Source organism: Flavobacterium sp. SP2, assembly GCF_057626655.1.
This window is the reverse complement of the sequence record NZ_JBVHBT010000002.1, coordinates 353,576-366,363: the sequence shown is the minus strand read 5'-3', so window position 1 is coordinate 366,363 and position 12,788 is coordinate 353,576. Positions and strand designations below refer to the sequence as shown.

The following is a 12,788-nucleotide window of genomic DNA, read 5'->3' as shown; positions in this document are numbered from 1 at the left end:
TAGTAATATAAAAAATATTTGTAATTTGGCTACTTAAACCAACAAAATTTTAGCCTAATGAAGATTTATTATTTTATTTTGACATTGTTTTTTTGTAGCATTTCATTTGCGCAAACGACAGTTTCAGGTTCGGTAAAAGATAGCAAGAACGAACCAGTTCCAGGAGCCAACGTAAGGGTAGTTGGCGACGATTCAGGAACAGTTGCTGATGGCGATGGAAAATTCACATTGAAAACGTCTAAGTTACCACCTTTTACAATTGAAATCACTAGCGTTGGGTATGGTTCAACTGAGCAAGAAGTTACTTCCAACAATCAATCATTACAAATTGTTTTTACAGATAAAGAAACTCAATTAGATGAAATAGTTGTTTCTGCTTCAAGAACTCCAGAGCGAATCAAAGAATCTCCTGTTACCATTGAAAGAATGAGTATAAAGGACATCAAAAAAACTGCATCTCCTACCTTTTACGATGGTTTAGAAAACTTGAAAGAGGTTCAAATGAATACGAGTAGTATGACATTTAAATCTATAAATACTAGAGGTTTTGCAACGGTTGCTAATACTAGATTTTTGCAATTGGTTGATGGAATGGATAACTCTTCTCCGCTTTTGAATTTCGTTTTAGGAAACCTTATCGGTACTTCTGAAATTGATGTGCAAAGTGTTGAGCTTTTGCCAGGAGCATCATCTGCATTATACGGTGCAAATGCATTCAACGGAATTTTATTTATAAACAGTAAAAGTCCATTTGTAAGTGAAGGAGTTTCGGCTTACGCCAAAATAGGTCAAACCTCACAACAAGCTGCCGGAAATAATCTTTACTATGATTACGGAGTACGTGTCGCTAAAAAATTCTCTCCACATTTTGCTGCCAAAGCTAACTTTACATTTCTTAAAGGAACTGATTGGTACGCTACAGATTATAGAGATTTAGGTTTTGAAGGAAGAGATAGATCACACCATAACTATAATGGTTTAAATGTTTATGGAGATGAAGTTTCAACAAACATAAGAGGTGTTGCGCAAGGTCTTTTAAACGCTGGAGCGATAACACCTGCTCAATTCCCTGCATTTAATGCAATTTTACCAAACGAAAACGTTTCAAGAACAGGTTACAACGAAGTTGATTTAACTGACAACGAAGTTAAAAATGCTAAAATTGATTACTCATTACATTTCAAACCTTTTGCAAATGATTTTGAAATCATACTTCAAAGTAAATTCGGATTTGGAAGTACAGTATATCAAGGAGCAAACAGATATTATCTTAATGACTTTTTTATGCAACAACATAAAATTGAGTTAAAAGGGAAAAACTTTTTTATAAGAGGATATTTCACTACTGAAAATGGAGGAAATTCATACGATATGCGTTTTACAGGTATAAATGTAAACCGTGCTTGGAAATCTGATTCAACTTGGTTTGGGCAATATGCTGGAGCCTATGTACAATCAACTCTTGCTGGTGCAACACCAACTCAAGCGCATCAAAATGCTAGAAATGTAGCAGATACAGGAAGATTAATTCCAGGTACAGATGCTTTTAAAGCTGCATTTAATAATGTTATTTCTAACCCTGATGTACTAAGCGGTTCTAAGCTTGTAGATGAGTCTAAAATTTATCATTCAGATGTAAATTATAACTTTAAAGACCTTATTAAGTTTGCTGAAATTCAAGTTGGAGGTTCAGCTAGAAGATATGATTTAAATTCATTTGGTCGAATTTACACCGATACACCAGAATTTGGAGGTATAAAATATGATGAATACGGAGCGTATACTCAAGTTCAAAAGAAATTGATGGAAGACCGTTTGAAATTTACAGGTTCTATCAGATACGATAAAAGTCAAAATTTTGACGGAAACCTTTCTCCAAGAGTATCTTTAGTATATTCGGCTGGAGAAAAAAAGAATCATAATTTCAGATCTTCTTTTCAAACTGGATTTAGAAACCCTACTACTCAAGATCAATACATTGGATTTAATGTTGGAAATGCGGTATTACTTGGTTCTGCTCCAGACAACTTAGACAGATATTCAGAAACATTACCAGTTAGTACAGCGGTAGGACAAGCTTTTGCTGGTGGAACAACTGCAATAATGACGGGTCAGAATGCTTATTACAATTCTTATACTGCAACTTCAGTTCAAGCATTTGCTGCTTTGGCACCAACAGATCCTGTTGCTGCTTCTGCTTTATTAAGAAGAACCAATGTTGGTTTAGTTAAACCAGAAACTGTTAAAGCTTTTGATTTAGGATATAGAGGACAAGTTCAAGATTTTTCAATTGATGTTAATGGTTATTATAATATTTATAATGATTTTATTGGTAATTTAACTGTTGTAGCACCATATTATGGTACAGCACAAGATGCGCCAAATCCTTTAGCTGGTCCAACAGATGGAGGTGCACAAAGTTTACATGCACTTCAAAATGGAAATGTTAGAAATTACCAATTGTACACTAATACTGATGTAGAAATAAAATCATTAGGTTTTGGAATCGGAATTTCAAAAAGAATTATTAAAAACTTTGAGTTTGGAGCTAATTATAACTACGCTGAATTTAATTTTGATCAAGCAAAAGATCCAAGTTTTGAAGCAGGATTTAATACACCAAAACATAGAGTGAAAGCAACATTAAGTAATGATAAATTATTTAAAAATGTTGGTTTTAATGTAAGTGCAAGATGGAATAACGAATATTTATGGGAATCATCATTTGCAGATGGAATGATAGAGTCGGCTACTGTTTTAGATGCACAAGTAAACTTCTCAATTCCAAAACTAAAATCGACACTTAAATTTGGAGCAACCAATCTTTTCGGTAAAGAATACATTCAAGTATTGGGTGCTGGAGCAATTGGACAACAATATTTTGCTTCATTAACAATCAATCCTTAATTTTTTTCTAAGCAATAACATATAATTATATAATTATGATAAAAAATTTCAAATGGTTATTATTAGTTTCATTAACTTTAATAGCTTGTGATAATAACGATGATGAGGCTGTTACTGATCCTAATTCATCAAATGGACTTCCTCTAACTGCTGGTTCTGCAGATTTTAGTAAATACGTTGCTTTAGGGAATTCATTAACTGCTGGTTTTGCTGATGGTACATTATTTATACAAGGGCAAAATGATTCTTATACAAATTTATTGGCTAATCAGTTTTCGCTAGTTGGTGGTGGAGAATTTAAAATACCTTACATGGCCGACAATGTTGGAGGTTTACTTTTAGGAGGAAATGTAGTTCAAGGGCCAAGGTTGTATTTTAATGGTACTGGTCCAGTTCCTGTTTCTGGAACCCCATCTACTGAGATAACTAACACATTATCAGGTCAATTCAACAACATGGGTGTTCCTGGAGCTAAAAGTTTTCATTTAATTGCTCCTGGTTATGGAAATGTGGCAGGAGTTGCTTCTGGACAAGCAAATCCGTTTTTTGTTCGTTTTGCATCTTCGCCTACTACAACTGTTTTAGCAGATGCTTTAACTCAAGCTCCTACTTTTTTCTCTTTATGGATTGGTAATAACGACGTATTGAGTTATGCTACTTCAGGTGGTGTAGGTGTAAATAGATTAGGTAATTTAAGTCCTGCGACTTATGGTCCAAATGACATAACAGATCCAAATGTTTTCGAATCTGTTTACAGCACTTTGTTGGATAATTTAACAGCAAATGGTGCAAAAGGAGTTGTTGCAAACATTCCTTATGTTACATCAGTTCCGTTTTTTACAACAGTTCCTACTAATCCAATTCCAGGTTTGCCAGCGGCTAGTGCAGGTCAACTTAATCAATTATTTGGAGGAATCAATCAATTAACAACTGCAATAGGACAACCTAATAGATTTGCTACTTTGGTTGCGGATGATGGAAATTCGGCAACGGTTGAGCAAAATCCATTATTGATCATTGATGAGAGTTTGCCTAATTTATCAGTTCAAATTACTGCAGTTCTAACGCCTGCTGTTGGTCCTACAACTGCAGCATTTTTAGGTAACCTTTATGGAAGAGCTAGACATGCAAGAAATACTGCGGGTTCTAAAGATTATATTTTATTAACTGCAAGAGGAGTGATTGGAACTACACAAGCTGGTGCGCCGGCTCCATTTAACACAGTAGGGGTTTCATTTCCTATGCAAGATAATACTACGTTAACTGCTGCTGAAACACTAGAAGTTAAAACTGCGACTGATGCGTTTAATGCAAGTATTCAAACACTAGCTTCTGCTAAAGGTTTGGCTTTTGTAGATGCTAATGCGGTGTTAAATCAAGTTGCTAATGGTGGTGTGTCGGCAAATAACTATACTGTTACTTCAACTTATGTATCAGGTGGTGGATTTTCATTAGATGGTGTTCATCCAAGTCCAAGAGGATATGCGCTAATTGCCAATAAATTTATCGAAGCAATTAATGCAACTTATGGTTCAAATTTAAAAGGTATTAATCTTTTTACTACTAGAATTTTATATCCTTCTGTTCTTTAGAAAAATAAATTTTACAGCAAGCCACCAAGTATTCCTTGGTGGCTTTTTTTATATAATCTATCTCCAAAATAACAGCATTGAGATAATAATTTAAAATTTCAATAAAAAAATAGACATTTATTATTGATTATTTATTTATAAAAAATTATCTTTGCACTCTGAAAAAACCACAAGTTTTTTTATTTCTAACACGCTATTTAATAAATACATAAGCAATGTCAAAAGCAATAGGAAAAGTTTCTCAAATCATCGGACCAGTAGTTGACGTAGTATTCAACAGTAAAGATGCTGAATTACCAAAAATTTACGATTCATTAGAAATCATAAAAAAAGATGGTACTAAATTAATTCTTGAAGTGCAATCGCACGTTGGAGAAGATACAGTACGTACTATTTCTATGGATTCAACAGATGGTTTAAGTCGTGGTACAGATGTGCAAGCAACTGGAAACCCAATTCAAATGCCAATCGGAGCAGACGTTTACGGAAGATTATTCAACGTAATTGGAGATGCAATTGATGGGTTAGGAGATTTGCCAAAAACTGGAGAAAACGGTATGCCAATTCACCGTCAAGCACCTAAATTTGAAGATTTATCAACTTCTTCTGAAGTACTGTTTACTGGTATCAAAGTAATCGATTTAATTGAGCCTTACTCTAAAGGAGGTAAAATTGGATTGTTCGGTGGTGCTGGAGTAGGTAAAACGGTATTGATTCAAGAGTTAATTAACAATATTGCAAAAGGTCACGGTGGACTTTCTGTATTCGCAGGAGTAGGAGAGAGAACACGTGAAGGAAATGACTTACTTCGTGAGATGTTAGAGTCAGGAATTATTAAATACGGAGAAGAATTCATGCACTCTATGGAAAATGGAGGATGGGATTTATCTAAAGTTGATAAACCAGGAATGAGAGAGTCTAAAGCTACATTCGTTTTTGGACAAATGAATGAGCCACCAGGAGCAAGAGCTCGTGTTGCGTTATCTGGATTATCTATTGCAGAATATTTCCGTGACGGTGCAGGTTCAGACCAAGGTAAAGACGTTCTTTTCTTCGTTGACAACATTTTCCGTTTTACACAAGCAGGTTCTGAGGTTTCGGCTCTTTTAGGTCGTATGCCATCTGCGGTAGGATATCAGCCAACATTAGCAACCGAAATGGGTGCGATGCAAGAAAGAATTACCTCTACCAAAAAAGGTTCTATTACTTCAGTTCAGGCGGTTTACGTTCCTGCGGATGACTTAACAGATCCAGCTCCAGCTACAACATTTGCTCACTTAGATGCAACAACTGTATTGTCTCGTAAAATTGCAGAGTTAGGTATTTATCCAGCAGTTGATCCATTGGATTCAACTTCTAGAATCCTTACTCCAGAAATTTTAGGAAAAGACCACTACGATTGTGCTCAGCGAGTAAAAGAAATTTTACAGAAATACAAACAATTACAAGATATCATCGCGATTCTAGGTATGGAAGAATTATCAGAAGAAGATAAACTTTCTGTTTCAAGAGCGCGCCGTGTTCAACGTTTCTTATCACAACCTTTCCACGTAGCTGAGCAGTTTACAGGTATACCAGGAGTTTTGGTTGACATTAAAGATACCATCAAAGGATTTAACATGATCATTGACGGAGAATTGGATCACTTGCCAGAAGCAGCTTTCAACCTTAAAGGTTCTATTCAAGATGCAATCGAAGCAGGAGAAAAAATGTTGGCAGAAGCGTAATAATATTTTAAATTATGAATTTTAAATTATAAATTAATTTAAAATAATAAAATTTAAAATTTAAAATAATTAGAAATGATTTTAGAAATAGTATCACCAGAAGCTACATTATTCAAAGGCGAAGTAACATCAATCACACTTCCAGGAGTGGATGGATCATTTCAAATATTGAACAATCACGCACCAATAGTATCCATTTTAAAACAAGGAGCAATAAAAATTGTTGCTTCAAGTTTTACAATCAACAAGGAAGTAGCGCCAAAGTTTATTAAAGTAAACGACCAAACCTACACTTTAGAAATAGCATCTGGAACTATCGAAATGAAAGATAATAAAGTTATTGTTTTAGCCGACTAAGACAATTTAGCATAAACAAAAAGTCCCGATTTATCGGGACTTTTTTTATTTAATTTTTTTAAGTGATTGCCATACAATTGAGCCTAATGCAAAGGCTTCAATAGCCAAGCCAACCAACATTACAAATTGAGCAACTTCGTACTTTTGTATTTTAAGAAGTGCGCCAACAATAACTAGTACCATTCCAACTAGTAATAAAGATAAGTTTCTTTTCATGTTATTTTATTTTTTTAGTCTTGTACATATTCCATTATATCGCCAGGCTGGCATTCTAATATTTCACAAATCAATTCTAAAGTCGAAAACCGAATTCCTTTAGCTTTTCCAGTTTTTAATATTGAAATGTTAGCTGTTGTTATGCCGACATGCTCAGCCAATTCGTTGGAGCGCATTTTTCTTTTAGCTAACATTACATCCAAGTTAATTATTATAGCCATAGTTAAATCATTAAGTCGCTTTCTTCTTTCATATTTTTAGCAATCTTGAAAATCTCACTAATTACCATAAAGAATAATCCCAAGCTAATAGAAATTAAAAAGGAATCATAACTACCAAAATCTAAAGTCAAACCTAAATGTTTTCTCTCAACGCCATTATAAATGAATAGCGATAATGAGCTTATAGTTGAAGAAGCAATTATTAACTTTCCAATTAAATTAAAGGATTTCACCACTTCATCATTAAAAATTTCTTTCTTTTGAAACATTCCGACCACTTTTCTTAACAAATAAATGCTGTAAACAAATAATAAGCCACTAATAACATTTACGAAAACAACTATTTTAGCAATAATAGTACTAGTTGAAATTTCGTGGCCTTTTATTTTTATGGACATATCATTGTCAGAGCTAAAGAAATATAGTGGAATAAAAATTAGCATTCCTGCTATTGAGATAAGGGTGAAAAACCAAAATAAATCTAATACAGTTTTCAAAAAGTTTAATTTTCTCATGCTTTAAGTTTTAAAGTTCATTACAAATATATAAAAATTATTGTAAAACAATAATAAAACATCAAAAAACAACATTTTTATTAAAATTTGTATTCTATAAAGATTTTTTACCTTTGTACAACTATGAGTAATTTTCCAAAGCAATTATCAGAAAAACTAAATCAGCGCAATCAAAACCAATCGTTGCGAAAATTAACGGCGCAAAATAATTTAGTAGATTTTTCTTCCAATGATTATCTAGGTTTTGCCAATTCTGAAGGTATTTTTGATACAACACATCAGTATCTAATTGAAAATAACATCAAAATAAATGGAGCAACCGGTTCAAGATTGATTTCTGGAAATCATAATTTGTACACCATTGCTGAAGATTTTATTGCCAAATTTCATGAATCTGAAACGGCGTTGATTTTCAATTCAGGTTACGATGCTAACGTCGGTTTTTTTAATGCTGTTCCGCAACGCAATGATGTAATTTTGTACGACGAACTTTGTCACGCTTCAATTCGTGACGGAATTAAAATGAGTAATGCAAAATCATACAAATTCGAGCATAATGATTTGGTAGACTTAGAAAATCAGCTCAAAAGATTAGAAGTAAATAGTAAAAATCACGAAATCTACCTTGTCACAGAATCGGTTTTTTCAATGGACGGCGACTCACCAGAATTAGAAAGTTTGGTGAATCTTTCAGAAAAATACAATTGCAATTTAGTAATAGATGAAGCTCATGCGTTAGGAGTTTTTGGGGATTTCGGACAAGGATTAATTCAAGCACTAAACCTACAAGATCAAGTTTTTGCAAGAATAATGACTTTCGGAAAAGGATTGGGTTGTCATGGCGCAGCAATTTTGGGTAGTAAGGAATTGAAAGAGTATCTTGTAAATTTTGCCCGCAGCTTTATTTATACAACAGGACTTTCGCCTCATGCAGTTGCTACAATTTATATTGCGTATCAGGAATTGGAAAAGCAATCAGAAACTATTGAGAAACTGCGGAATAATATCCAGTACTTCAATCAACAGAAAACAGTATTAAGTTTGAAACAAGTTTTCGTACGCAATAAATCAGCTATTCAATCGGCCATAATTCCTGGTAATGAAAAAGTGAAATATATCGCTTCGGAGATTCAAAAAAACGGATTTGATGTAAAAGCCATTCTTTCACCAACTGTTCCAGAAGGTCAAGAACGACTACGTTTTTGTTTGCACTCTTATAATTCTGAAAAGGAAATCGCTGATGTTTTATACTTGTTGAGTTCTTTGATTTTTTAATTGTTTCACGAAGGTTCACTAATTTTTTTGCACAAAGATTCACAAAGTTTTTGAAAAGAGAGGAAGAAAGTTTTATACAGATTTTCAATAAGTTTAGTGTAACTATTTTTTATTTGAGAATCTTTGTGAAATTTCATTCAACGATTTGTTTCTGTATGCATTCTTCCCGAACTTTGCGTGTAAAGAAATATTATGAAACTATTTATAACAGGAATCGGAACCGACGTTGGGAAAACAATAACATCAGCCATTATAACACAATCGTTAGAAGCCGATTATTGGAAACCAGTACAAGCAGGAGATTTAGACAATTCAGATAGCCATAAAATACAGCGCTATATTTCAAATGACCAAACAGTCATTCATGAAAACAGCTATAAATTGAATACGCCAGCAAGTCCACATTTGGCGGCAGCAATTGACGGAGTAACTATAGATTTAAAAAAGATTGTTGAACCTTCAACAACCAATAATCATTTAATAATTGAAGGCGCTGGCGGATTATTAGTTCCACTAAATGATAAGGATGCTATTATCGATTTAATTAAGCCCGATTATAAAATTATTCTGGTTTCTCGTCACTATCTTGGAAGTATTAATCATACTTTATTGTCATTCGAAGCAGTAAAAAGCCGAAATTTAAAAGTTGCCGGAATCATTTTTTCGGGAGATGAAAACAAGGCTTCAGAAGAAATTATCCTCAATAAAACCCATGCCAAATTCATTGGTCGAATCGATGATGAACCGTATTTCGATCAGAATGTTATTCGATATTACGCCGATTTGTTTCGAGAAAATCTACTAAAATTAGACGAATAGATGAGAGACGGTTAGATAATAGAGTTTATCTTTGCAAAAACATTTAGCGAGTAGTCTTTTTTCTATTCTCTATTTTCTATATTCTAAAATATGAACCTTTCCGAAAGAGATTTATTATACAACTGGCATCCCTATACGCAACACAAAACAGCACAATTTCATCCGGCAATTGTCAAAGGAAAAGACGCTTTGCTTTGGGATGAAAACGATAAAGAATACATCGACGCCATCGCTTCTTGGTGGGTAAATCCGTATGGGCATTCCAATCAGATTATTGCAGACGCTATTTACAAGCAGCTCACAACCTTAGAACATGTACTTTTTGGAGGTTTCACGCACGATAAAGCCGTTTTATTGTCAGAAAAACTGATGGAAATCTTACCGTCAAACCAAAAGAAAATTTTCTATTCCGACAACGGATCAACAGCGGTAGAAGTCGCTATAAAAGGATGTCTACAATATTTTTATAATAAAGGAGAAAAACGCACCAAAATCATCGCTTTCGAAGACGCCTTTCACGGCGATACTTTCGGAGCAATGGCAGCAAGCGGAATTTCATTCTACACCGAAGCCTTTCGAAATTCATTATTAGAAGTTGTTCGAGTTCCAATTCCAACAAAAGGAAACGAACAAAATGCCATCGAAATTTTAGAAAGTCTAGTAAAAACCAACGAATACGCAGCGTTTATTTTTGAACCATTAGTTCTCGGTGCAGCCGGAATGGTCATGTACGAGCCAGAAATTCTGAATAAAATGATTGCAATTTGTAATCAAAATCAAGTTTTCACAATTGCAGATGAAGTCATGACTGGTTTCGGAAAAACAGGAAAAACATTTGCAACTGATTACTTAGAAATAAAACCGGATGTAATTTGCCTTTCAAAAGCACTAACTGGCGGCACAATTCCAATGGCAATTACCACATTCTGTCAGGAAATTTACGATGGTTTTTTCGACGACGATGTAAATAAAGCTTTGTTCCACGGACACACTTTTACAGCAAATCCTACAGGTTGCGCCGCAGCTTTGGCAAGCATTTCGTTGTTACAAACTCCTGAAATGCAACAACATATTCAACGAGTAAACGCCTCACATCTAGCGTTCCAAGAAAAAATAAAACAGCATCCAAAAGTTACAACAACACGCGTTCTCGGAGTCATTTTCGCATTAGAAATCAAATCCGAATCGCAAGAATCTTATTACGGCACAATGCGTAACAAACTCTTTAATTACTTCATGGAAAATGGCATCATCATGCGGCCAATTGGTAATATCGTCTACATCTTGCCGCCGTACATCATCACCAAAGAGCAACTTCAAAAAGTCTACGAAACTATCGAAAAAGCGTTAGAAATAGTTTAAATTTGTAAAATAATTAGAAGCGAATGGCTTGGTCATTTTCAGCAATCCATATTCCTGCCACAGGAACTCGCTTTGTCATTTTTTAAAAAGAAAAAAATGCCAAGAGCTCAAACAATTCCAGTGTCAGGGCTATAAGAAAAATCATTTGAACTCTTGAAAACAAAAATTTCCATAACAGCAATCTCTTCCATTTCACCATTAGGAAACACTCCTGATCAGATTTGGGAACATTACTGTACGCCACAAACACTAATTACAAAAGAGCAAATTGGAAAGCAGCTTGTTTTAGCCTCTAAAATTCCAGAAAATGTAAAACAGGAAATCGAAGTCTTAAGAAATTCCGATTTAAAATATAAATCATTAGATAATTCTGTTCTGTTTGCAATTTACGCATCGCGCCAAGCCATAAAAAATGCTGGTTGGAGTGGCAAAGATGATTTCGGAATAAACATTGGTTCGTCCCGCGGCGCTACCGAATTATTTGAAAAATACCACGAAGAATTTCTCACAACAGGAAAAACGTCAACCCTAACATCGCCAACCACAACACTCGGAAATATTGCCACTTGGGTAGCTCACGATTTAAAAACACAAGGTCCAGAAATTTCACATTCCATAACGTGTTCTACAGCATTACATGCTTTGCTTAACGGAATTGCTTGGATGAAAGCTGGAATGGCAGAAAAATTTTTGGTTGGAGGAAGTGAAGCGCCGTTAACTCCGTTCACAATTGCTCAAATGCAAGCTTTAAAAATCTATTCTAGAGAAGATTCTGAATTTCCATGTAGAGCGTTTGATTTTACGAAAACTCAAAATTCAATGGTTTTGGGAGAAGGTGCAAGTGTAGCCTGTTTGGAACTTGGTGAAAGTAAAAATGCTTTGTGTTATGTTGAAGGAATTGGCTATGCAACCGACGAATTGCAACATAACATTTCGATTTCTGATGAAGCTGAATGTTTCAAAAAGTCTATGAAAATGGCTTTAAAAGATACTAATCTTGAAGAAGTTGATGCTATTGTGATGCACATGCCTGGAACTTTAAAAGGCGACACTTCAGAATATAAGGCAATTAAAAGTGTTTTTGGAGAAAATCATCCGATGCTTACTACTAATAAATGGAAAATTGGACACACTTTCGGTGCATCTGGAATGTTGAATATTGAGCTAGCAATTCTGATGATGCAACACAATCAATTCATTGGAGTTCCATTTGCAGAAGCACAACAAGAACGAAAATCTATTAAAAAAGTTATAATAAATGCTGTTGGTTTTGGAGGAAATGCGGTTAGCGTGTTGTTGTCTAAGGATTAGTTTCTAATTCTTTAACTTTAGAATATACTATATCACTTTCCCAACCTTTTCTTAGTAAATAATCACAAAATTTCTTTCGTTTTTTTAAGATATTTGGTTCTTGAATTGATTCCCATACGCGTTCGGAAAGTTTTTCAAAAGCATCGTAATATTCTTCTGCTGTAAGTTCTTTTAGTGCTGTTGTGATGTTCCTTGAACTAATATTCCGAAATTTTAGTTCGTTTACAATCCTTACTTTTCCCCAATTTTTGATTCGGTGTTTTCCTCTTGCGAAACTGCACGCAAACCGTTCTTCATTTAAAAAGTTAGAGGTAATTAAGTAGCTTACAATTTCATCAATTTCGTTTTGATTGCAACCAAGAGTCCATAGTTTTGCGACTACTTCTTTATGGCAGCGTTCTTGATAGGCGCAATAGGCTTCAAGTTTGGATTTATTTGAATCAGAATTTGAGTTAGAAGTTAAATTCAATGTAAACTATTTAGCAT

At 34.3% G+C, this 12,788-nt stretch carries 12 protein-coding genes; 8 read left to right on the top strand and 4 right to left on the bottom strand.

The genetic code is table 11. The features are described from left to right. Window positions 1-57: 57 nt before the first annotated feature. The 4 genes from ACZ098_RS06115 to ACZ098_RS06100 all read left to right on the top strand — a co-directional run bounded on the left by ACZ098_RS06115 (window position 58) and on the right by ACZ098_RS06100 (window position 6,583). A complete protein-coding gene (locus tag ACZ098_RS06115; RefSeq protein WP_487310857.1) occupies window positions 58-2,907 on the top strand; it encodes a TonB-dependent receptor in 2,850 nt (949 codons plus the stop codon). Between the two features lie 35 nt (window positions 2,908-2,942). Beyond that, the gene (locus tag ACZ098_RS06110; protein ID WP_487310856.1) at window positions 2,943-4,499 is read left to right on the top strand and encodes an SGNH/GDSL hydrolase family protein; all 1,557 of its coding nucleotides are present in this window, start codon (window positions 2,943-2,945) and stop codon (window positions 4,497-4,499) included. Between the two features lie 215 nt (window positions 4,500-4,714). Continuing rightward, complete coding sequence (atpD, locus tag ACZ098_RS06105) at window positions 4,715-6,226, top strand: F0F1 ATP synthase subunit beta (protein ID WP_487310855.1); 1,512 nt, start codon at window positions 4,715-4,717, stop codon at window positions 6,224-6,226. Between the two features lie 75 nt (window positions 6,227-6,301). Next, window positions 6,302-6,583, top strand: coding sequence for a F0F1 ATP synthase subunit delta/epsilon (locus ACZ098_RS06100; RefSeq protein ID WP_487310854.1), 282 nt, complete (start codon window positions 6,302-6,304; stop codon window positions 6,581-6,583). A 45-nt stretch (window positions 6,584-6,628) separates the two neighbouring features. Here ACZ098_RS06100 and ACZ098_RS06095 read toward each other — a convergent pair whose 3' ends face one another. From ACZ098_RS06095 to ACZ098_RS06085, 3 genes are read right to left on the bottom strand one after another with little or no spacing between them, the layout of a single operon-like run. Further along, window positions 6,629-6,799, bottom strand: a complete 171-nt coding sequence (locus ACZ098_RS06095; RefSeq protein ID WP_487310853.1) for a GldL-related protein — start codon at window positions 6,797-6,799, stop codon at window positions 6,629-6,631. Window positions 6,800-6,813: 14 nt separating this feature from the next. Beyond that, entirely contained in the window at window positions 6,814-7,020 is a 207-nt protein-coding gene (locus tag ACZ098_RS06090) for a helix-turn-helix domain-containing protein (RefSeq protein WP_487310852.1), read from the bottom strand. A gap of 2 nt (window positions 7,021-7,022) precedes the next feature. Beyond that, complete coding sequence (locus ACZ098_RS06085; RefSeq protein WP_487310851.1) at window positions 7,023-7,535, bottom strand: DUF2975 domain-containing protein; 513 nt, start codon at window positions 7,533-7,535, stop codon at window positions 7,023-7,025. Window positions 7,536-7,658: 123 nt separating this feature from the next. Between ACZ098_RS06085 and ACZ098_RS06080 the strand changes: the two genes are divergently transcribed. The 4 genes from ACZ098_RS06080 (at window position 7,659) to ACZ098_RS06065 (ending at window position 12,302) form a co-directional block, all read left to right on the top strand. Continuing rightward, a complete protein-coding gene (locus ACZ098_RS06080) occupies window positions 7,659-8,810 on the top strand; it encodes an aminotransferase class I/II-fold pyridoxal phosphate-dependent enzyme (protein WP_487310850.1) in 1,152 nt (383 codons plus the stop codon). Window positions 8,811-9,002: 192 nt separating this feature from the next. Further along, on the top strand, window positions 9,003-9,629 hold the full coding sequence (gene bioD / locus ACZ098_RS06075) for a dethiobiotin synthase (RefSeq protein WP_487310849.1): 627 nt from the start codon (window positions 9,003-9,005) through the stop codon (window positions 9,627-9,629). Between the two features lie 90 nt (window positions 9,630-9,719). Further along, complete coding sequence (gene bioA, locus ACZ098_RS06070) at window positions 9,720-10,991, top strand: adenosylmethionine--8-amino-7-oxononanoate transaminase (protein WP_487310848.1); 1,272 nt, start codon at window positions 9,720-9,722, stop codon at window positions 10,989-10,991. Between the two features lie 153 nt (window positions 10,992-11,144). Next, window positions 11,145-12,302, top strand: coding sequence for a beta-ketoacyl synthase N-terminal-like domain-containing protein (locus tag ACZ098_RS06065; RefSeq protein ID WP_487310847.1), 1,158 nt, complete (start codon window positions 11,145-11,147; stop codon window positions 12,300-12,302). On the opposite strand, the gene ACZ098_RS06060 is transcribed toward ACZ098_RS06065, so the two are convergent. Further along, window positions 12,292-12,771, bottom strand: coding sequence for a regulatory protein RecX (locus tag ACZ098_RS06060; protein ID WP_487310846.1), 480 nt, complete (start codon window positions 12,769-12,771; stop codon window positions 12,292-12,294). The genes ACZ098_RS06065 and ACZ098_RS06060 overlap by 11 nt on opposite strands. Between the last annotated feature and the right edge of the window lie 17 nt (window positions 12,772-12,788).